General features: G+C 67.3%; 17 protein-coding genes. 9 read left to right on the top strand and 8 right to left on the bottom strand.

The window, feature by feature from the left end; genetic code table 11:
* Positions 1-30: 30 nt before the first annotated feature.
* Both ACZ0AA_RS13290 and ACZ0AA_RS13285 read right to left on the bottom strand, forming a co-directional pair.
* Positions 31-2,805, bottom strand: coding sequence for an NACHT domain-containing protein (locus tag ACZ0AA_RS13290; protein ID WP_463513199.1), 2,775 nt, complete (start codon positions 2,803-2,805; stop codon positions 31-33).
* The gene (locus tag ACZ0AA_RS13285; RefSeq protein ID WP_400863526.1) at positions 2,805-2,930 is read right to left on the bottom strand and encodes a hypothetical protein; all 126 of its coding nucleotides are present in this window, start codon (positions 2,928-2,930) and stop codon (positions 2,805-2,807) included. The genes ACZ0AA_RS13290 and ACZ0AA_RS13285 overlap by 1 nt, the downstream gene beginning before the upstream one ends.
* Before the next feature lie 272 nt (positions 2,931-3,202).
* Between ACZ0AA_RS13285 and ACZ0AA_RS13280 the strand changes: the two genes are divergently transcribed.
* Entirely contained in the window at positions 3,203-3,754 is a 552-nt protein-coding gene (locus ACZ0AA_RS13280) for a pyridoxamine 5'-phosphate oxidase family protein (protein WP_400863528.1), read from the top strand.
* A gap of 193 nt (positions 3,755-3,947) precedes the next feature.
* On the opposite strand, the gene ACZ0AA_RS13275 is transcribed toward ACZ0AA_RS13280, so the two are convergent.
* The 3 genes from ACZ0AA_RS13275 to ACZ0AA_RS13265 form a co-directional block, all read right to left on the bottom strand.
* Complete coding sequence (locus tag ACZ0AA_RS13275) at positions 3,948-6,539, bottom strand: helix-turn-helix transcriptional regulator (RefSeq protein WP_400863530.1); 2,592 nt, start codon at positions 6,537-6,539, stop codon at positions 3,948-3,950.
* Between the two features lie 726 nt (positions 6,540-7,265).
* Positions 7,266-8,051: a DNA/RNA non-specific endonuclease gene (locus ACZ0AA_RS13270; protein ID WP_400863532.1), complete on the bottom strand. Its 786-nt coding sequence runs from the start codon at positions 8,049-8,051 to the stop codon at positions 7,266-7,268.
* Between the two features lie 99 nt (positions 8,052-8,150).
* Positions 8,151-9,047: an SDR family oxidoreductase gene (locus ACZ0AA_RS13265; protein ID WP_400863538.1), complete on the bottom strand. Its 897-nt coding sequence runs from the start codon at positions 9,045-9,047 to the stop codon at positions 8,151-8,153.
* Positions 9,048-9,301: 254 nt separating this feature from the next.
* Between ACZ0AA_RS13265 and ACZ0AA_RS13260 the strand changes: the two genes are divergently transcribed.
* Complete coding sequence (locus tag ACZ0AA_RS13260) at positions 9,302-9,859, top strand: dihydrofolate reductase family protein (RefSeq protein ID WP_400863541.1); 558 nt, start codon at positions 9,302-9,304, stop codon at positions 9,857-9,859.
* A gap of 22 nt (positions 9,860-9,881) precedes the next feature.
* On the opposite strand, the gene ACZ0AA_RS13255 is transcribed toward ACZ0AA_RS13260, so the two are convergent.
* Complete coding sequence (locus ACZ0AA_RS13255) at positions 9,882-10,109, bottom strand: RNA-binding S4 domain-containing protein (RefSeq protein ID WP_201470604.1); 228 nt, start codon at positions 10,107-10,109, stop codon at positions 9,882-9,884.
* Positions 10,110-10,133: 24 nt separating this feature from the next.
* Positions 10,134-11,285: an ROK family protein gene (locus tag ACZ0AA_RS13250; protein ID WP_400863544.1), complete on the bottom strand. Its 1,152-nt coding sequence runs from the start codon at positions 11,283-11,285 to the stop codon at positions 10,134-10,136.
* Positions 11,286-11,409: 124 nt separating this feature from the next.
* Between ACZ0AA_RS13250 and ACZ0AA_RS13245 the strand changes: the two genes are divergently transcribed.
* Genes ACZ0AA_RS13245 through ACZ0AA_RS13215 form a run of 7 tightly spaced genes read left to right on the top strand, consistent with a single transcriptional unit; the run spans position 11,410 to position 19,907 of the window.
* Positions 11,410-12,798 carry an ABC transporter substrate-binding protein gene (locus tag ACZ0AA_RS13245; protein ID WP_400863547.1) on the top strand — a complete coding sequence of 463 codons (1,389 nt, stop codon included), beginning with the start codon at positions 11,410-11,412 and terminating at the stop codon, positions 12,796-12,798.
* The gene (locus tag ACZ0AA_RS13240; protein WP_400863550.1) at positions 12,795-13,823 is read left to right on the top strand and encodes a carbohydrate ABC transporter permease; all 1,029 of its coding nucleotides are present in this window, start codon (positions 12,795-12,797) and stop codon (positions 13,821-13,823) included. The genes ACZ0AA_RS13245 and ACZ0AA_RS13240 overlap by 4 nt, the downstream gene beginning before the upstream one ends.
* Positions 13,820-14,737, top strand: a complete 918-nt coding sequence (locus tag ACZ0AA_RS13235) for a carbohydrate ABC transporter permease (protein ID WP_463513198.1) — start codon at positions 13,820-13,822, stop codon at positions 14,735-14,737. The genes ACZ0AA_RS13240 and ACZ0AA_RS13235 overlap by 4 nt, the downstream gene beginning before the upstream one ends.
* Before the next feature lie 25 nt (positions 14,738-14,762).
* On the top strand, positions 14,763-15,821 hold the full coding sequence (locus ACZ0AA_RS13230; RefSeq protein ID WP_463513197.1) for a zinc-dependent alcohol dehydrogenase: 1,059 nt from the start codon (positions 14,763-14,765) through the stop codon (positions 15,819-15,821).
* Positions 15,818-16,915 (top strand): Gfo/Idh/MocA family protein, encoded by a 1,098-nt coding sequence (locus tag ACZ0AA_RS13225; protein ID WP_463513196.1) that lies wholly within the window; start codon positions 15,818-15,820, stop codon positions 16,913-16,915. The genes ACZ0AA_RS13230 and ACZ0AA_RS13225 overlap by 4 nt, the downstream gene beginning before the upstream one ends.
* On the top strand, positions 16,912-18,213 hold the full coding sequence (locus tag ACZ0AA_RS13220; protein WP_400863561.1) for a glycoside hydrolase family 36 protein: 1,302 nt from the start codon (positions 16,912-16,914) through the stop codon (positions 18,211-18,213). The genes ACZ0AA_RS13225 and ACZ0AA_RS13220 overlap by 4 nt, the downstream gene beginning before the upstream one ends.
* A complete protein-coding gene (locus tag ACZ0AA_RS13215) occupies positions 18,210-19,907 on the top strand; it encodes a sugar phosphorylase (protein WP_463513195.1) in 1,698 nt (565 codons plus the stop codon). The genes ACZ0AA_RS13220 and ACZ0AA_RS13215 overlap by 4 nt, the downstream gene beginning before the upstream one ends.
* A 37-nt stretch (positions 19,908-19,944) precedes the next feature.
* On the opposite strand, the gene ACZ0AA_RS13210 is transcribed toward ACZ0AA_RS13215, so the two are convergent.
* The gene (locus ACZ0AA_RS13210) at positions 19,945-20,247 is read right to left on the bottom strand and encodes a hypothetical protein (protein WP_463513194.1); all 303 of its coding nucleotides are present in this window, start codon (positions 20,245-20,247) and stop codon (positions 19,945-19,947) included.
* Positions 20,248-20,398 lie beyond the last annotated feature (151 nt).

Genomic DNA, 20,398 nt, shown 5'->3' with positions numbered 1-20,398 from the left:
CTCGGTTCCGACAAACGATCCAGGACAGCGTCAACGGAGCATAGGGCGTGCGCCGTGTGCGAGCTTCACCCTCTGCAAGTCGTCCCAGATCCATTCAAGTGCGATCTCGGTCGCGGGGCGTGGATGGGATGTAAGATCCAGGACGCGATGGACGACCGATCGGTGTCCGAAGGGAGCGAGGTTCGATATCGAACCTCGCTCGGCAAGGCTCATGAAATAGTCGTGCTCAGCATCAGGGTCGTCGAGCGGTCCGAAACTTGACCGAGCAACAACCAGCGACCTCCGATTGCTTGAGAATCGGGCCGAGTCGCCGAATCGTGTCGATTCCGCTTCGACGACAGAGAGCGGCACCACGCTCATAGTTAGCGAGGGGGAACCGCTTAGGCCATCGGTATGATCCCCGGGGTCTACGGCGGCCACCACTCCGAATTGACCCGGCGTGGCCGTACCCATCGACCAGTCGAAGTCTAGGAAAGCCGCGCTGCGGGCTTCATCATATGCGGTGCACGCTTGCCCGTACGCTTCCGCTACGAAGCGCAGCAGCTGGGCGTCGGAGTACACGCTCCACACCCACCCTGTCTGGGGGTCCTGGTCGGGCGCAGGCACGGAGCGAAAGAGGAATGGGTCGGGGAGGCTCCTAAGCCATGAGGCGAGGTCCACCAAATCCGCTCCATCAAGAAGTTCCCGGTTTAGGGAAAATTGAGTATCGCGTGGATCATCCACTCCTGCGAGAAGGGCGTCTACAGCCGTCGCGATGGTCAGTCGATCGAGCGGTTTGAACATAAACGATTGATCGTTGGCGATGACCCGTGCGAGACGGTATCGAGACTCGTTGTGCCAGATACCGCCGACAGGTCCCAATCTGTAGGTTGATTCGAGCGCCTTCGCCATTCCTTTCGCAACGCGATCCTGTTGGCGCGCCCAGGGCCACTCATGGCCTTGAATCGCTCCGCCTTCCTCATACACGGTCCACGTGCCATCGTGAGGAACTTTCAAGTTACCGTCAAGGTACGTCACGGTGTCAGTCGTCGGCGCGATGCTGTCCCAGACAGTGCCGACAGTGCCACCATGAACCGATATGCGAAGAGAGATCGGCTGACCCGGGTGTCTAACTGGGAACAACTTGGCGGCTAAGACACCGGTGGCATTGATCCACATTCGCGTGGCGTGGAGGATCCGCGCACCGGCTGTGGAGGGGTCGACAAACTGATTTGCCTTCCTGTTAGGCCAGCCGCGGGCAGACGAGACTTGTTCGAGAACCCAGGCAGCGGCACCCGGGTTGGCTTGCAGGATGGTCTGAGCGAATGCGTCGAATGCATCTGCGGTGGGCGCCGACAGCCCAGCTATCGACATCGACCAGCGCCATCGGTCGAAAGAACTTGGACCGGATATTGCCTCGGTCAAGAGCCCATCCTGAGACAGCAAGGCTTGTGCAGCGAACCACTGCTGGAAGATGGGCAAGGTGAACTCAGCGCAACTGTCTGAACCCGTGATGAGGCGGGTCGTCCGAATCTTCTGACGCTCCTGAAACGTAAGACTGTCCGAGGTCCCACCGTTTGTGACGAGCGCTACTGCGGCCTGGACCAGGAGCTGATACAGCTCGGAGTCTTGTACTGATACCGAAGCAGACGAAGGCATCGCGAGGGCTAGTTCGACCAGCCGTCGAACGAGGTCAGCCTGGCTAGAGGGGCGTGCCCCCTCTGCGAGCAGAACTCCCGCCCCGATCGCGAAGAATGGCCGCCTCACCGATTCGATGAGCATCGGATTCCAGTCCCAGGTTGCATGGCTCGTGCCAGATACCGCCTCGATCAGTAGGCGAGCTTGATCCGCAGTCACTCCGTCCCACGGCTGCTGCTCATCTGATTTGGGAAGCACGCCATGCCGGGACGTAAGAAGCGCGACCGACTGGGCGTTTGTCTCGACGAACACTCCCACGCGTTCTACGATCCGAGCTGCGACCTGACCGTCAACCTCGTCGAGCCCGTCGACTACAATTGCGCAGGGTTCATCGAGCTTCGCGTGATGAGACAGGCTCTCATCAAGAGGTCGGTGGCCCAGATCGCTAGCGTGGAGCCACACGGGTACTGAGAGTGACGAACCGCCCTCATAGTCGCCGATGCGTTGGCGGATCCAAGCCTCCGCCAACTCTGACTTGCCAGCGCCGAACGAGCCGACGACAATCAAGAGATTTCCAGGCTTGATTACGGGGGTGTTCGAGTTGAGGAGGTCTAGTGCATTGGTGACGCGGTCCTCCGAGACGCCGAGCGCAGCCAGTCTGCGCCGACGCCGCGCCGATGACTCAGTCAAGAGCAATGCGCCACGATCTTCGCGGCTGAGAAGCGGTCGTCCTGAAGCCTTCTGAGCCACATGCCCAAGTAGCTCGTCATGACGAGCCTGCGCCCATGTTTCTTGCAATAGCGCCGCGTCTCCGGGCTCTGAAAGGGCCACGGCGGCAAGATACGTCGCCTGGACAAGCATGAGTGCAACCGAGTGCCGGTCGTCCCGCACGGACCAGGACTTGTCACCCGACAGTGCCTCATCGAGAGTGACGGTCAGCTCTGCACCCGCTTCGCCAATCGGTCTCCGGAGATCTCTTCCCGCCACGCCCTTCAGCCACGCTCGGTAGCGCTTGGCCGGAAATGTGGACCCAGTCTGTCGTCTTACGTCACGGGCAACTCGCCATCGCCATGTCCACGACTTCGCGAGCTTCAGCCCGATCGCGGCGGCGAGCCGTCCCACAGCCGCCGGGGCAGCCTTCCCAGCGGCGGTAAATCCGGAAGCGATGAGTGGTTCGAGCCCGCTCATCAGTAGTACTCCTTGCATGCCTTTTGCTGCGTCGCACCACAGAACGATGAGGCCAGGACGGTCTTGCCGCTGCCGCTCTCTCCGAAGACAGCGATCTGCTGTTCGCTCTTCCGGTTCTTCGCCATACGTGAAACCTACCGTGTCTGGCGTACCCTCCGAGCGAGCCTCGAGATGGACAAATCGCTTGCCGCCAACTGCCGCCGAACGTGGACATTTCATCTGATCGGGGCCAGGAACCGTCGCGTCCGCGCGGACATATCTGAGCGGTTCCTGCACCCGAGTCGGTCGGTCCCCGGTCTCCGCGTGCTCGATGAGTGTGCCGTCTGCGGCGGACCGGCGAAGCAGTCCCTCGCCGCCGGGGCGACGGACGCGGACGCCGCAGGGGTAGCCTTCGATCGTGGCCAAAGTCTTCGATTCCATCGACCAGAACCTGACGCAGTGGATCGAGAAGCAACCCCTGTGGTTCGTGGCGACAGCGCCCCTCGGGGCGGAGGGACACGTCAACATGTCGCCCCGCGGCCATGACTCGTTCTCGGTTCTCGACGAGCATCGGGTCGGCTGGGTCGACTACACCGGCAGCGGCATCGAGACGATCGCGCACATCCGGGAGAACGGCCGCGTGTGTCTCATGTTCACCTCGGTCGACATCCGTCCCCGCATCGTTCGGCTGCATGGTCGGGGCGAGGTCTTCCTGCCTGGACAGCCCGGCTTCGACGAGGTGGCCTCGCGGCATCCTGAGCACCCGAGCACCAGAGCCGTCATCACGGTGAACGTCACGCGCATCAGCGACTCGTGCGGATGGGGTGTGCCGGTCATGGAGGTGAAGGGCGAACGCGACCTGCTGCGCCTTCAGGCGGAGAAGAAGGGCGAGGACGGCATGGCCGAGTACCGCGCCTCCCGCAACGCACTGAGTATCGACGGCCTGCCGGGATTTCCCACAGAACTCTGAGCCGGGAGAGGACGGGACGCCCCCACCACGGGGGAGGCGGCAGAAAGGGCGCCCCATCCGATGCCGTCAATGGGCGGCACCCCAGCTGTCGCGTTACAGCGCGACAGAGCTGTGACGCAAGCGTGACACCACCGACCTCAGCGCACAAGCCCTATTGTCGACCGGTATGCCGCCGATCGGTGCCGGTCGCCGATCAGTTCAGCGCTTCGGCGTGACGGCGCAGCTCCCTGCGGTTCGAGACGTCGAGCTTGCGCATGATCCGGTGCATGTGGCTCTCGACCGTGCGCACACTCAGCACGAGCCGGGAGGCGATCTCGGCGTTGGCGAGCCCGCCCGCGGCGAGGCGCCCCACCTCCTTCTCGCGGTCAGTGAGGGTGACGGCCGTCGCTCCGAACCGTGCGAGGTCGTAGTGTTTCCCGGGGTGACGCGCACGGATCTGTTCCTCGCGTTCGACGGCATTCCGCTGTCCGGACTCGTCTCCGCTCTCTGCGAACCAGGCCCGCGCGAAGCGGCAGGCGGAGAGAGCCGTGCCGGCGAGCCCGCGAACGTCCAGTTCATCTGCGACGTCGAGCATCGCCTGAGGGTCGCGCTGCACCAGGGCGCTCACGAACACAGCGTGCGCGGCCAATCCCGCCGCCTCCGGGAGTTCCTTCGCATGTGCCATCGCGACGGCCAGTCGGGCCTGCGTCGGGTCGAGCTCGACTGCCGAGAGCTCGGCGGTGAGCCCCGCGACCCGTGCTCCACGATTCCAGAGAGCGTTGCCGGACCGTGCGAGCAGTTCCGCTGCCTTCTCGCTGCTCCCGTCGAACGCGAGCAGCTGCACTTGGGGCCACGCCCCGCTCTGCCCGGGCAGGGGGCCGTCTTCAGCGCCGAGCTGCTCCAGGTCGGCGGCCAGCCGCTCACCGGTCGCCACCTGCCCCCGCCGGATCGCGACCACGGCGGCCACCGCGAGCAGCGAGAGCTGCACTCCCGGAGGTAGAGGCGAGGGCTCTCCTGCAGAGAAGATCACCTCGAGCAGCTCGTCGACGGCGGCATGATCCCCTGCTGCCAGATGGCACACGGACGCGGCGGTGCCGAAGGCCCGAACCGCGTCGATGTCGAGGTATCCGTGGGCCTCATCGAATCCGCGTTGCAGCACGTCGAGAGCTGCGTCGGGGTCGCCCTGACCGAAGAGCGCCATTCCGAGGAGCACCCGGGGCGTGTGCCTCTGCTCTTCATTGTCGAGAGCCTCGATGAGACCGAAGACGCGCAACGCATCGGAGAAACGACCGAGGCTGACCAGCACGCTCATCTGAGTCTCGAACATGGCCAGCTTCACCGTCACCGGCAGCTCGTCGGAGACCTCGAGCCGATTGCCGAAGTCGGCGGGCACCGTGTCGAGGTTCCCGAGCAGCTGCACCTCTGCTGCCCTCAGCATCCCGGCATGGGTCCCCACGGTCGGAGCGGCTTCCTGCAACTGCACGACGGCCCCGTTCAGGTCGTCGTCGACGTAGGCGGTCCACTCGGCCTTGAGCGCGGCGAACTCGGCGCGACTGGCGTCGTCGCCTGTGCGGGCGGCAGGAGACGAGAGGACCTCGGCGATCACGTCTCGCACCTTCGCCGTGTGCGTGTGCATGAGTGCGCGGATGTAACGCACGGCGCTCGCGGCGGTCGGGTTGGCCTCCCACTCGGCGGCCGTGACGATGCGGCGTGCGCGGGCGCGCTCCTGCAGCAGCCTGACGAACAGGGCGTCCTGACCACCCGCCGCGGTCGGGGACGACTGCTGGTCGGTGAGAACCGACCACACCGACTCCGGGGTGCTCAGCTGACGGACGATCTGACTCGTGAGTCGGGTGCGTCGCGCTGTCAGCGGCTCATGCCGGAAGAACTCGACCAACAGGGGCGGCATCACGGCGACGAGCTGACGGTCGCCGCTGGGGATGAAGGTGATCATCCGTCGCTCCTCGAGCAGCTCGAGGGTGCTCCAGTCGACGAGCTGACTCGCCGTGTCGATATCGGCGACCCCGACGATCGCGATGATCTCGAGCGCGTCGCGAGTCGCATCGTCGAGGCTCTCGAGGTGGGCCTCCAGCACCGCTCGAAGCCCACTGCTCCACAGGTCGCGCGTCGCCGTCCACTCGCCGCCGCGCAGGACGAGCCGCTGCTCGCGGACGGTCGCGTCCACCAGGCTCAGGGCGAGGCCGATGTTTCCACCCGACTTCGCGAACACCCGGCTCATCGTGCTCGCTTCGATCGGGTGCGCGAGATACGTCTCGAGCGCCGTCTCGAGCTCTTCGAATCGCAGCGGAGTCATGTCGATCACATACGAGGGCTCGAGAGTCGACGCGGGGAGCCCGCTCGGAGTGTGCCTGGCACGAAGGCCCTGCAGGCGCGAGAGGACGATCGGAACCCCGTACTCGCGTCGCACCGACTCCGAGACGCCCCATGACGACTCGTCGAGGTCGTCCCAGTCGTCGAGGAACAGCACCGAGCGGGACGCGCGGAGCGCCTGGCGCAGCGAGTCGGCCGTCTCGTGGAGGTTCGGTCCCGGCCGCTGCCCCGGGGTGGCGCCGATCCCGGCGAGGTGCAGCGCGGCGAGAGGATGCTGGCGCAGTGAAGCGATCCCACGCACGGAGACGACCGTCCACTCGTCCTGCTCGACCCTGGCGCGCAGCGCTGTGAGGAATGCGCTGCGACCGGAACCGCGGCTGCCGACGACATCGACGCTGACACCCGCCTGAATGAGGTCCACTGCTGCAGCGAGACTCTCTTCGCGACCGACCACCATGAGATCCCGCTTCCTCACGCGCTGTTCCTCTGCAAAACGTACACTCCAGGACCCGAGACGGGATAGACACAATGGCGAGCCGACGCTGCTGCTCCTCACAGAGAGCCTTCCGCACGACCGAGCGGATGCTGCCTCGAATGCGGCATGGTACGCGGACCGACCGAGCAGCTTGCGTACCGCTCGGTGATGATCCGCGGGATGAGAGGCGCAGGGCAGTAGCGGGGTCGTGAGTACTGAGCATGATCGTCTCGGACCCTGCAGGCGCCCCCGTTCGGGCTACGCAACGGCGACGGGCGGCCACTGAGATCCGCGCGGACCACTGCTGAACCGCTGGGAGACAGCCATTGATTTCTCACGGCTGCAGGCAACCCCTGCGTGACCGCAAGTGCTGTATGCAGCGCCGTGCCGTCTTCCGCCACTCGAGCATGTGGTGCTGAAGAACGCGGCGTAGCATCCTCGTCAGCGAGTGCGCCGCACACGGCACTACTGCGTCGGTCGCTCCGCGCCACTGAAAGGTCAGGGATCGGCACCGAAGACCGCCGCTGCGGCTCGGAATCCGGCCCGATCTCCGGGCGCGGGCACGCGGTGCGAGAGATTGTTGGAGGGTTCGATCACCCAGTCGGATCACCGCGGATCATCCGCGCGAACGCCGCCACAGAGTCGCATTCCTCCCCGATCGCGACTTCTTCCTCCCCGGATCGTGGCGGCGTTCATCCATTCGCTCACGGCTCGACGGCTAGACGGCTAGAGCATGATGTCGGATGCGGAGGCGAGCGGCCGCCACTCCGTCGATCGGGCGCTGCGCTGGGCGAGCACGTCGGCGTCGAGCAACGGCCCCACGTCGAGCCCCGTGGCTCGAGCGATCTCGGCGATCGGCACCTGGAACGTGCGGAAGGCACCCAATGGCGGCGCGGCGAGCAGGCCGTCGGAGGTGTCGACGAGTTCGGACTGGTCGAGCACGAACGCGGTGGCGGACAGGCCCTCGTCCCCCTGCCACGCCGCGATCTTCCAGAACCGGACGGGGATGCGGATGCCGCGATACGGCGGGTCATCGTCGCCCAGCACAGGAGCGGTGAAGACCGAGAGGCGCTGATCGGTCGCCTCGGCATACTCGATCACGTGGTCTTCGAGCCCGAGCCAGAGTTCTTTCGACTGATTGAAGCCGGCTGCCTGCGGGGCGGCGTTCGTGTAGAAGAACGTCGCCTCGGTGGCCGATCTGGCATCGTCGACATCGCCCCAGCCGGGGTCGCGACGCCGCACGAGGTGGCCGCGGTCGAGGTCGTTGCGCGCGTACACCTCGGGCCCGGTCTGCAGGCCGGCGTCGACCCGGGGATCGAGCCGCCACTCGCCGGTGCGGGGCAGCTCGCGGAGCAGCGCTCCGTCGATGTTCACGCCGGTCACCGCAGCCAGCCGCCGGGCGGCGTCCAGCAGTACGGAGAAACGCGGATACGTCAGTTCTGTCGCATCCTGCGCCGGCCGGGGGAGGGGAACCCGTGTCGGGAGGAAGTCGGGGTCGTATCCGTCTGGCATACCGCCATATTGCCTCGTTCCACCGACATCTCCCAGGGCTGCCGAAAGCGGAACGCCCCCTCCCGATCGATTCGGGAGGGGGCGTTCGCGATCAGCGACTCACGGGGTGGGCATGCCGCCGTTGACGTTGAGCGTCTCGCCCGCGACGTAGCTCGACTCGGCCGAGGCGAGGAACACGTAGGCGGGTGCCAGTTCGGCGGGCTGTCCCATGCGGCCGAGAGGCGTGTCCTCCCCGAACTCCGGGAGCTTCTCCTGCGGCTGTCCGTCGCTCGGCTGCAGCGGCGTCCAGATCGGGCCCGGAGCCACGGCGTTCACGCGGATGCCCTTCGGTGCGAGCTGCTCGGCGAGGCCCTTGGTGAACGCGTTGATCGTGGCCTTGGTCGACGCGTAGTCGACGAGGATTCCCGACGGGGAGTACGCCTGGATCGACGTGGTGTTGATGATCGTCGAACCGGCCGGGAGGTGCGGCAGCGCCGCCTTCGTGATCCAGAACATCGCGTAGACGTTCGTCTTGAAGGTGTCGTCGAACTGCTCGTCCGTGATGTCGGTCAGAGACTCCTGGTAGACCTGCTTGCCGCCGTTGTTGACGAGGATGTCGAGACCGCCGAGAGCCCCGACCGCCTCTGCGACGAGAGTGCGGCAGTACTCGGGATCCCGCAGATCGCCGGGGATCTGCGCCACGGTCGCGCCTGCATCGCGAAGGATGCCGGCGATGCGCGCAGCATCCTCTTCCTCTTCTGGCAGGTACGAGAGCGCCACATCTGCGCCTTCGCGAGCGAAGGCGATCGCGGTCGCCGCACCGATGCCCGAGTCGCCGCCGGTGATGAGAGCCTTGCGACCGGTGAGACGGCCGGTGCCACGGTAGCTCTCCTCGCCCAGGTCGGCCTTCGGTGCGAGATCGGCGTCGAGTCCGGGTTCTGGCATGTGCTGCTTCTCGGGCTCGATGTCGGAATACAGCTCGGCCGGGTTGACGAAGGTGTACTGGTCGCGAGACATGATGTGTCCTCTCGGTCGTCGGTCTGGGGTATGTCCCCAGCCTGCGCCGAGGCGGAGATGTGGGCCAGCGCCTTGCGTCTCGGCAGTCAGGTCGCTAGTGCGAGTCTCGGGACTGACCGAGGTCGCGTGAGGAGGAGATCTCCGGGTAGGGAGGAGAGATGCGCGGAATTCCTCCTCCCGAACGGGTGATCTCCTCCCGAGAGGGCGAGGCGAAGGGGTCGACCAGCCCCGGGCGCCCGGAGTAGCCTCGCCGCATGGCCCGACTCGTCTACTCCATGATCACGTCACTCGACGGGTACGTCAGCGGGCCCCATGGAGGGTTCGACTGGGCGCTCGATGAAGAGCTGCACGACTTCATCAACCGGCAGTTCGCCGATGTCGGCACGTATCTGTACGGCCGACGCATGTACGAGACGATGGTCTATTGGGAGACTGCCCACCTCGAGCCCGATCAGCCGCAGGTCGGCATCGACTACGCACGGGTCTGGCAGGCGGCCGACAAGGTCGTCTTCTCGAAGACTCTCACCGAGGTGTCGAGCGAGCGCACGCGGCTCGAGCGGACCTTCGACCCTGAGACGATCGAACGGTGGAAGGCCGAGTCCGACAGAGACCTCACGGTCGACGGGCCGACGCTTGCGGCCGAGGCGATCCGCGCGGGCCTGGTCGACGAGTTCGGTCTGTTCATCGGCCCCGGGATCGTCGGCGGCGGCAAGCCGTTCTTCCCCGGCGATGTGCACGTCGATCTCGAACTGCTCGACGATCGGCGCTTCAGCAGCGGGGTGATGTTCCTCCGCTACGCGACGCGGCGATGACCGCGGCAGGCGGCGGGCGGCGTCAGGGGCGCACGCGGACGGTGCGGCCCTCGAAGGTGACCAGGTCGCCGTCGTGCAGCTGACGGCCTCGGCGACGATCGACCTCATCGTTGACCTTCACGAACCCGTCGATCACGACCTCCTTGGCGTTGCCGCCTGAGTCGAGCAGACCCGAGTACTTCAGGAACTGCCCGAGGCGGATCATCTCGCCGCCGATGGAGACATCGTCGATACGGCCGGAATTCGTCATGACTCCGATGGTATCCGGCTCCGCTCAGCCGCGAGCGAGCGCCGCGTTGACCGCCGACGCCGAGTACTCCCGCTCGACGACCATCGCGGCGAGGCCCACGGCCGTCGCCCTCTCGCCCAGTGTCGACTGGCTGATGCTCAGGTGCCGGGTGGCGCGGGGGAGCGAGCGGGGGTAGAGGGTCTCGCGCACGCCGGCCAGCAATGGCGGCGACGCCAGCATCCCGCCGAGCACGACTTCGGACGGATTGAGGAGCGAGACGACCGTCGCGACGACCTCGCCGATCACTCGACCGGCTGCCTGAGTGAGGCGTGCCGCATCGGGGTCGCCGTCGGCGAGGTAGGTGCCGACGTCGGATGCCGATGAGGCGGGCTTGCCGAGCTCGGAGAGAGCTCTGGCGACGGCGCGGCCGGATGCCGCTGCGGCGAGGCACCCGTGTGCGCCGCACTGGCACAGGAGGTCGTCGTGCCCGGCGATCTTCACATGACCGATGTCGCCCGCACCTCCATCGGCGCCGCGGTAGGCCCTGCCGCCCAGCACGATGCCCGTGCCGATTCCGGACGACACCTTGATGAAGCACAGCGACCGCGAGTCGGGATGTGCGGCGCGCTGCTCGCCGAGGGCGGCGGCATCGGCGTCATTCGAGACGAGCACCGGGACTCCGAGTGCGTCGTGCAGATGATCGGGGATCGGATAGGCGTCCCATCCGGGCATGATCGGGGGCTGGGAAGGGCGCTCGGTATCGGGATCGACCGGACCGGGGATGCTGAGCGCGATCGCCGCCACGTCCTCCCGCTTGATGCCGGCACGCGACAGGAGCCGCTTCGCATGCTCGGCGATCGCGTTGAGGGTGACGTCGGGCCCGTCGGCGACGGCGACCTCGATGCGGTCCTCCGCGGTCACGCGACCGGCCAGGTCGGTCAGGGCCACGGTGGTGTGCGTGGTGTCGACGTTGGCGGCGATGATGTGTGCGTGCGCGGTGTTGAACTCGAGGCGCCGCGATGGTCGACCAGATGTGACCTTCTCGGTTCCCGACTCGATGATGAGCCCTGCATCGAGCAACGCGTCGATGCGCGTGGCGACGGTCATCCGTGACATTCCGGTCACATCGAGCACGTCGCCGCGCGTGACCGCACGGCGCTCTCTGATGAGATCGAGGACTTCACCGGGACCGGACATCGAACCTCCTGACGACGAGTTCAGCTTAATGCTTGACAGCTAGGCGACTTATGTCTAGCGTTTAGTCTTAATGGGAGTCGCCCCGACGGCTCTGTCCTGCATTTCCAGCGCAAGGAGGCGCATAGTGAATACCCGTGCGACAGCAGCAGCAATGGCCGCGGTGTGCGTGACGGCGCTCGCCCTCACCGGATGCACGAGTTCCGGAGACGACGAGGGCGGCGATGCCGGCATCACCTTCTGGCTGCAGGAGGACCTCCCCGATCGGGTGGCGGCGACGCAGGAGATCGTCGACGCGTTCACCGAGGAGACCGGCATCGAGGTCGAGGTCGTCTCGGTCGCCGAAGACCAGTTCGCCCAGCTCATCACCTCGTCTGCCGCAGCAGGTGACCTGCCGGACGTGATCGGCGGCATCTCGCTGCCTCAGGTGCGCACGCTGTCTGCCAATGAGTTCGTCGACACGGATGCGGTGGCGGCGACGATCGACGCGCTCGACGCCACGACGTTCTCCGAGAACGCGCTCGCGCTGACCTCCGACGGCGACACCAGCCTGGCGATCCCGAGCGAATCGTGGACCCAGATGCTCTTCTACCGCACCGATCTCTTCGAGGCCGCGGGCCTGGACGCCCCCGACTCCTACGAGTCGATCCTCGAAGCGGCGAAGACCCTCGACTCGCCGGAGATCGCCGGCTTCGTCGGCGCCACTGCCCCGGGAGACGCCTTCACGGAGCAGACCTTCGAGCAGATCGCGCTCGGCAACGGATGCGAGCTCGTGAACGAAGACGGCGACGTCGAACTCGACTCCGACGCCTGCGTGGGCGCGTTCGAGTTCTACGGCGAGCTGACCGGAGACTATTCGGTGCCGGGTGCGCAGGACGTCGATACGACCCGCGCGACGTACTTCGCCGGAGACGCCGCCATGTTCATCTGGTCGAGCTTCGTGCTCGACGAGCTGGCGGGCCTGCGTGAGGATGCCAAGCCGTCGTGCCCCGAATGCCTCGCAGACCCGGCCTTCCTCGCAGCCAACACCGGCGTGGTCACCTCGATCGCCGGACCCGATGCCGACGCCGCGGCGCAGTTCGGCGAGATCACCTCGTGGACGATCACCGAGGGTGCGAACACCGACGCCTCGCAGTCGTTCGTCGAGTACATGATGAGCGACGGCTACGAGCCCTGGATCGCCATCGCCCCCGAGGGCAAGGTACCCGTCCGCACCGGGACACCCGAAGAGCCGACGCGCTTCTCCGACATGTGGGCCACGCTGCCCGCCGGTGTAGACACCAAGGCGCCGTTGTCCGACTTCTACACGCCTGAGGTTCTCGAGGCCGTCGCCTCCGGTCCCGAGGATCTCGCTCGCTGGGGCATCACCCAGGGACAGGGCTCGCTGCTCGGCGCGCTGCAGGGCGAGCTCCCCGTAGCGACGGCGGTGAGCGACGTCGCCCAGGGCGGGGACCCGACGGACGCCGCCTCGACCGCCGCGGAGACCGTGCGCTCGATCGCAGAGTCGCTGAAGTGAGCAGAGTCGTCGAGGGATCCGGGCTCGGGGCACCGAGCCCCGAGCCCGGCACCACCCCGCGCAGAACGAGCGTGGCCGCGAAGCCGCGGCGCGGCTCGAGGCACACCCGGGAGGAGAACCGCGCCGGGCTCCTGCTCATCTCGCCGACGTTCGTCATCATCCTGGTGGCCGTGGTCCTCCCGATCATCTGGGCGATCTCCCTCGCTTTCCAGGACGTCCGCCTGATCAACATCCGCGGCACCGGCATCATCGGCGACTACACCCTCGACAACTTCATCGACGTCTTGACGTCACCCGGGTTCTTCAGCGCGCTGTGGACCACGATCGTCTACGCCGTGTGCGGCACCGCGCTGGCGATCGGCATCGGCCTCGCCGCGGCTCTCGCCCTGCGCAAGCCGTTCCGCGGACGCGGTCTCGTGCGTGCGTCGCTGCTGCTGCCGTACGTCGCCCCTGTCGTCGCCGCCACGTTCGTATGGTCGACCATGCTCAATCCCCAGTTCGGCATCGTCAACTGGTTCGGCACCACTGTGCTCGGATGGGAGGAGCCGATCGCGTTCCTCTCAGACCGCGCCCTGCCCGTGAGCATCTTCGGCTGGCAGGTGGAGCTGCCCATGGCGCTCATCACCGTCATCCTGTTCGAGGCCTGGCGCTCGTTCCCGTTCGCCTTCCTGTTCCTCACTGCACGCCTCGAGGCGGTGCCCGGCGTGCTCGATGAGGCCGCCAGGGTCGATGGCGCGACGCCCACGCAGCGCTTCCGGCACATCCTCCTTCCCCAGCTGCTTCCGACGATCGCCGTTCTCTGCGTGCTGCGGTTCATCTGGACGTTCAACAACTTCGACGACATCTACCTGCTCACCGGTGGCGGAGCCGGCACCGAGGTCGTCTCGGTGCGGGTGTTCGACCTGCTCACGGCTCGCGGTGACATCGGCGCCGCGGCGGCTCAGGCCCTGGTTCTCGCGGCGATTCTGGCCGTGCTCGTCGGTGTCTATCTCAAGATCTTCGGCCGACAGGAGGAGCAGGCATGAGCGCTTCGACCGACGCCGCCACCGGAACCAGGCGCGCGAAGAGCGGATTCGACCGCGATCGATTCGAGAACGGGCTGTTCGGCATCCTGCGACCGATCGTGATCGTGCTGCTGGTGCTCGCTGCCGTCGTGCCGTTCTACTACATGGTGCTCCTGAGCTTCAGGTCACTCGACTCGCTGCTGCAGAACCCCGGCGCCCTGTGGATCACGATCGAGGAGCTCGACTTCTCGACCTACCTCGACGTCCTCGCACCCGTCGACGCCGGGGGGCAGGGCTTCATCGTCTTCATGCGCAACTCGCTGCTGGTCGCGCTCGCGACCGTGGTGCTGACGCTCCTGGTGTCGATCCCCGGCTCGTACGCCGTCAGCAGGCTGGCGTTCTTCGGACGCCGACAGGTCTCCGGACTGTTCCTGGCTGTGTACTTCTTCCCCGCGATCCTGCTGGCGGTGCCGCTGTTCGTGTTCTTCACCCAGATCGGCCTGCGCGGGTCCCTCGTCGGACTCCTGATCGTCTACGTGTCGCAGGTTGCGGCGGTGTCGATCTACACGCTGCGCAACTACTTCGCGACGATCCCTGTGTCGCTCGAGGAGGCTGCGGCGCTCGACGGCTGCACCCGGTTCCAGATCATGCGCAGAGTCAGCATCCCGCTCGCCATGCCCGCGATCGTCTCGAACGGCCTGTTCATCTTCATGATCGCGTGGAACGAGTTCCTCTTCGCGCTGCTGTTCCTCGTCGAGAAGCGCGATTCGTGGACGGTCTCGCTCGGCCTCTCGCAGCTCTCCGGGAGCATCGAGGTCCCCACCACGGTGCTCATGGCCGGATCCGTGATCCTCACCCTGCCCATCATCCTTCTCTTCTTCGCCTCCGAGCGGCTCCTCGTCGGAGGCCTCACCGCCGGTGCGGAGAAGGGCTGAGTCCCCGCTGGAAAGAAGGCCCCCCGTGCCCCACGTCGTGCAGTTCTCCGCCGTCCGAGAGGTCGAGCTGGTCGAGATCGCGCCGCAGCCGCTCACACCCGGAAGCGTGCGGATCTCCACCTGGTACTCGGGCATCTCGGCCGGCACCGAGCTCACCGCCTACCGCGGAACCAACCCGTATCTCACCTCCACGTGGGACTCCGACCGGCGGCTCTTCGTACCGGGCGAGCCCAGCTTCGGCTACCCGGTCTCGGGCTGGGGATACTCCGAGGTCGGCGAGGTGACCGAGGTCGCGGACGACGTGAGCGGAGTGCGGGCCGGAGACGTGGTGCACGGCATCTGGGGGCACCGCAGTGACGCCGTCGTCCCGGCGTCCACGGTCGCGGGACGCCTTGTTCCTGACGGGGCCGACCCTGTGCTCGGCACGTTCGCCCGCGTCGGGGCCATCGCGCTGAACGCCGTCCTCGCTGCCGACGTGCGGCTCGGCGAGCAGGTCGCTGTGTTCGGCCAGGGCGTGATCGGGCTTCTCGCGACACGCCTCGGCACCCTCGCGGGTGGTCGCGTCACCGCCGTGGACACACTCTCGACCCGCCTGGCCATGGCCGAGGTGTTCGGCGCGATCCACACGGTCGACGCACTGCGCCCCGGCGGCGCGGGCGCACTGATCCGAGAGCTCACGGGCGGCGGCGCCGACAGCGCGATCGAGCTGTCCGGCACCGATCGGGCCCTGCACGAGGCGATCAGGTGCGTGGTGACGGAGGGTCTCGTCGCGGCTTCCGGCTTCTACCAGGGCGGTGCAGCCCACCTCCGACTGGGGGAGGAGTTCCACCACAATCGGGTGCGGATCGTCGCCAGCCAGATCTCGGGAGTGCCCGTCGCACTCGGCGGCCGATGGGACCAGTCTCGCCTCGTGCGAACGGTCATGTCGCTCATCTTCGACGGATCGGTGGATGCGGCGGCCCTCGTCTCCGACATCGTGCCCGCGACCGACGTCGCCGGCGTCTTCGAGCGACTCGACGAGGGCGACCCCGCGATCCTGCAGGCCGTGCTCCGTTTCGACGCCGCGCCCGAGCGAGTCCTGTGAACGGCATCCCCGACCATCGTCCGCGCTTCCCGGAGCGGCGTCGCGCGATCGGCATCATCGGTGCAGGCGCCATCGCCCGCAGCGCGCACCTCCCGGCATACCGCACCTGGGGCCTTCCGGTCGTGGCCGTCGCCTCGCGCACGCGCGCCGCCGCGGAGGCGCTCGCCGCAGACTTCGAGGTCGGAACCGTGCACGCGTCGGTCGACGCTCTGCTCGCCGACCCGCGCGTCGAGGTGGTGGATCTGGCGACCGGGCCGACCGGTCGCGTCGAGCTGATCGCCGCCGCGGTGGCGGCGGGAAAGCACGTCCTCGCACAGAAGCCTCTGATCAGCGACCCCGCCGATCTGCCGCGCCTGCTCGAGGTGCTCGCCGACGCGCGCTCCCGCGGGATCCGCGTGGCGGTGAATCAGAACGCGCGGTGGGCTCCGGCGTGGCGTCTCGCCTCGCTGCTGATCCGCGAGGGTCGGATCGGAGACGTGGTCGGTGTGACGCATCTGCACGACAAACCTCTTCCTCCGCTGGTCGGCACGTCGTTCGACGATGTGCCGCACATGCTCCTGAATGACTACCTCGTGCACTGGCTCGACATCACCCGCTGCTGGCTCGAGGGCGCCCGAGTCGTCGAGATCGCCGCACGCGACCACCGCGTGCCCGATCAGCCGTCGGCCGCCAGGAATCCCTGGGGTGCCGACGTGCGGATGCAGACCTCAACGGGGGCGAGCGCGTCGATCCGCATCGTCGGCAGCGCCCGCACCGACGCCGGAGGATGCCCCTTCTGGATCCACGGCACGCGCGGAACCCTCCGCGGCAGCATCCTGCTCGGATCCGACCGGCTGGTGCTGGAGACCGACGGAGAGAGCACCGAGTTCGCCCTCGACGGTCAGTGGTTCACCGACGGCTTCGCCGGTGCGATGGGCGAGCTGCAGTGCGCGATCGATGAGGGGCGGGAGCCCGAGAACTCCGCCGACCACGTCGTGGCGACGGTGCGCGCCACCTTCGCCGCCGTCGAATCCGCCGAACTCGGCGGGGCACCCGTGCGCCCGCACGATCTCGAACTGACGACAGCCCTCACCGGGCGGAGTGGAGCACAGTGACCGTCCTCGATGAGATCCCTGTCGGGCCTGGTGCCCGGGTGTACGCGGAGGGCTGGCAGAGTTGGAGTCCGACCACCTGGCAGGCGCAGGGCGACACGATCCACCGGCCCCAAGAGCCGTGGCAGCACGCCATGCGCTTCCGTCCGGGGGTCGAAGTGGCGACGGATGCCGCGCAGGGCGAGGGTCTTCTCGTGGTCGATCCGGGCGACGGCGCTCCCGCTCGCGTCTTCGGCACGCTCGACGCCCGCTGCGAGGTTCCGACACTGCGCGCCCGCCGGCATGGCGACCGGGTGATCGTGGACGCGGTCGGCGATGTCGCCGATGTCTCGTCCTGGACTGCGGATGAGGGCGGTGACGGCGCGGGCCTCGCTGCGCTCGCCGCGTTCGGCGAGCGATTCGGCGCAGCCGCCGGTGCCAGGACCGCCGCTCGGTCACCTCGCGTGTGGTGCACCTGGTACGAGTACTTCGAAGAGGTGCAGGACGCAGACGTGTTCGAGAACCTCCGAGCGATCGACGATCGGGGGCTCGACGTCGACGTGGTGCAGATCGACGACGGCTGGAGCCTGGGCACCGGCGAGTGGACAGCGCCCCACCCGCGATTCGGGTCTCTCCCGGCCGCGGTCGACGCGATTCGCGAGAGCGGGCGCCGCGCGGGCATCTGGGCCGCGCCGTTCTCGGTCGGCGCCCGCTCGACCGTCGCCCGGGAGCACCCGGACTGGCTCGTGGGCGATGCGGGGCGCAACTGGGGCGACGATCTCCGTGGCCTCGACCTGACGCATCCGGGCGTGCGCGAGTACCTCGCGCGGGTGTTCGCCGACATCCGCGATCTCGGGATCGATTACGTCAAGCTCGACTTCCTCTACTCCGGCGCGATCCCGGGGGCGCGTTGGGATGCGGAGGCCACGCCGATCTCGGCGTACCGCTCCGGGCTCGAACTGATCCGAGACACGCTCGGCGACGACGCCTTCCTCCTGGGCTGCGGTGCACCGATCCTGCCGAGCGTCGGGCTCGTCGACGCGATGCGGGTGTCGGGCGACACCTTCCACGAGGGCGGAGAAGACGGCTCGCAGGGTCTCCGAGGGCGGATGTCGCTCGAAGCGAGGTCATGGCAGCACGGTCGTTTCTGGGTGAACGACCCCGACTGCCTGGTCGCGCGACCCGAATTCGTCCTCAGGGAGGAGTGGGCCGACGTGGTTCTCGATGCTCCGGGAATCCGCGGGTTCTCTGATCGCATAGAGGGTCTCGATGCCCGCGGCATGCAGATCGTCCGCGAGCTTCTGAAGGAGTCGGTGGCATGAGGACCATGGTTCAGCTCGAGCAGCGCCTGACTCCTCTCGTCGAGCAGCTCTACCCGGATGCCGCACCCGAGGTGGTCGCCGCCCTGCTCGATCTCGCCGAGACCTGGCGTGATCGACTGTCGCCGGCGGCGAAGGCGCGACCGGATGAGAGCACCGCCTACCTGATCACCTACGGCGACTCCTTCCGCAGGGCCGGCGAAGCGCCGCTCCGCACTCTCGCGGGAGTGCTGAGGGAGCACATCGGCGACGTCATCAGCGACGTGCACCTGCTGCCCATCTACCCGTGGACCTCGGATGACGGCTTCGGAGTGCTCGACCACCGGGAGGTGAACCCGGCGCTGGGCACGTGGCACGATGTCGCCGATCTGCGCGAGGAGTACGCCCTCGCCCTGGACTTCGTCGCCAACCACATCTCGAGCTCATCGCACTGGTTCCAGCGCTGGCTGGATCGGGACGAGCGATACGCCGGATACTTCCTCGACCCGGGCCCCGACTTCGATGTCTCGCACGTCGTGCGACCGCGGACCACCCCTCTCGTGCACGAGTACAGGCGACCGGACGGCTCGACGGCCCGGGCGTGGACGACCTTCGGGCCTGACCAGGTCGACGTCGATCCGAGCACTCCCGCGGTCTTGCTGGAGCTCACCGACATCCTCCTCGGATACCTCGCTCACGGAGCGACGACCGTGCGCCTCGACGCGATCGGCTACCTGTGGAAGCAGTCGGGCACCAGCTGCATCCATCTGACGCAGACCCACGTGATCATCCGCATCTGGCGTGCGCTCGTCGACGAACTGGCGCCGGGCACGATGCTGCTCACGGAGACCAACGTGCCCCATTCCGACAACATCACCTACTTCGGCGACGGAGGTGACGAGGCGAACATGGTCTACCAGTTCGCCTTGCCCCCGCTGGTGCTGCATGCGTTCGTGACAGGCCGGGCGACCGCTCTCGCAGAGTGGGCCAGCCGTGTGGGGCCGGTGAGCGGGACCGCGACCTGGTTCAACTTCTTGGCCAGCCATGACGGAATCGGGCTGCGCCCGACAGAGGGACTGCTCACCGACGGTGATCGCGCACTGCTCGTGGACCGCACGCTCGCCCGGGGCGGCCGGGTGTCGATGGCGCGTCGCCCTGACGGCACTGAAGGCGTCTACGAGCTCAACACCAACTACCTCGAGGCGCTGGTCGACCCTCAGGATGCCGACCCGGACGCCTCGGCTGTCGTGCGCGGCCTGGCCGCCCACGCAATCCTGCTGTCCGTGGTGGGGGTGCCTGCGATCTACCACCACTCGCTGTTCGGCTCCGAGCAGGATCACGCGGGGGTGCAGGAGAGCGACATAGCCAGACGCATCAACCGCGAGGTGCTCGACGCCGACCGCCTGCGCGACGAGCTGAAGGTTTCGGATCGCAGATCGGGCATGCTCGACGGGGTGCGGGCGATGCTCTCCGTGCGCCGGAGAACCCCCGCGTTCTCGCCGTTCGCGTCGCAGCAGGTCGAATCGCTGGATGATCGAGTGCTCGTGATCCACAGGGCGGCGGGCACACGCGACGAGGTGACCGCGGTGGTGAACGTCAGCGATTCGACGGTCGACCTGCCCTCGCTGAGTGGCATCGATCTGCTCACCGGGGCGCTTCACGAGGGACTTCGCATCGCACCGTTCGGCTACGTCTGGCTCGCCTCGACTCCGGATTGATCAGCGTCGATCCGCGCGACCGAGTGCGGCGACGCGGTCAGCCGAGCGCGCGCTGGATCCGTTCGCTGAGCCGATCTGCGGCCTTCGAGGTCGTCCGCCGACGTGTCGGCGACTGCAGAGCGATCCTCACGTCCGACCCGCCCGAGGTCATCGGGGTCGCGACGACCCTCACATCGGCCGGCCCCTCGAACAGCGTCCGTCGTGTGCTGAACGCCACGGAACGCTGATCGGAGACTCGCCACTCGACGTGCTTCAGCTCCGTCGTGAGCTGCTGCAGCACCCGCACGACGGAGTCCGCCCGCGCGGGGGTGTAGAAGTACGTGTGCACCGTGACCGGCATGGAATCCCCTGACGACAGCATCTTCGGTCTGCGATCGAGACCGTACCCACCTAGAGAGACCGCGCGGTGAACGGATCATGATGCGAAAGCACCGAACCCGTCTGAAATGCGTCGAGCCGCCGACCCCGTGGGGGCGGCGGCTCGAGGAACG

This window comes from Microbacterium sp. AC035 (genome assembly GCF_979258485.1).
Note: the sequence above shows the minus strand (reverse complement) of the source record. Positions and strands in the feature narration are given on the sequence as shown.

What these genes read in the sequence shown, in the direction of transcription:
- ACZ0AA_RS13290 (WP_463513199.1), bottom strand. Translation starts at nt 2,805, where the DNA reads ATGAGCGGGCTCGAACCACTCATCGCTTCCGGATTTACCGCCGCTGGG.
- ACZ0AA_RS13285 (WP_400863526.1), bottom strand. Translation starts at nt 2,930, where the DNA reads ATGGCGAAGAACCGGAAGAGCGAACAGCAGATCGCTGTCTTCGGAGAG.
- ACZ0AA_RS13270 (WP_400863532.1), bottom strand. Translation starts at nt 8,051, where the DNA reads ATGCCAGACGGATACGACCCCGACTTCCTCCCGACACGGGTTCCCCTC.
- ACZ0AA_RS13265 (WP_400863538.1), bottom strand. Translation starts at nt 9,047, where the DNA reads ATGTCTCGCGACCAGTACACCTTCGTCAACCCGGCCGAGCTGTATTCC.
- ACZ0AA_RS13260 (WP_400863541.1), top strand. Translation starts at nt 9,302, where the DNA reads ATGGCCCGACTCGTCTACTCCATGATCACGTCACTCGACGGGTACGTC.
- ACZ0AA_RS13255 (WP_201470604.1), bottom strand. Translation starts at nt 10,109, where the DNA reads ATGACGAATTCCGGCCGTATCGACGATGTCTCCATCGGCGGCGAGATG.
- ACZ0AA_RS13250 (WP_400863544.1), bottom strand. Translation starts at nt 11,285, where the DNA reads ATGTCCGGTCCCGGTGAAGTCCTCGATCTCATCAGAGAGCGCCGTGCG.
- ACZ0AA_RS13235 (WP_463513198.1), top strand. Translation starts at nt 13,820, where the DNA reads ATGAGCGCTTCGACCGACGCCGCCACCGGAACCAGGCGCGCGAAGAGC.
- ACZ0AA_RS13215 (WP_463513195.1), top strand. Translation starts at nt 18,210, where the DNA reads ATGAGGACCATGGTTCAGCTCGAGCAGCGCCTGACTCCTCTCGTCGAG.
- ACZ0AA_RS13210 (WP_463513194.1), bottom strand. Translation starts at nt 20,247, where the DNA reads ATGCCGGTCACGGTGCACACGTACTTCTACACCCCCGCGCGGGCGGAC.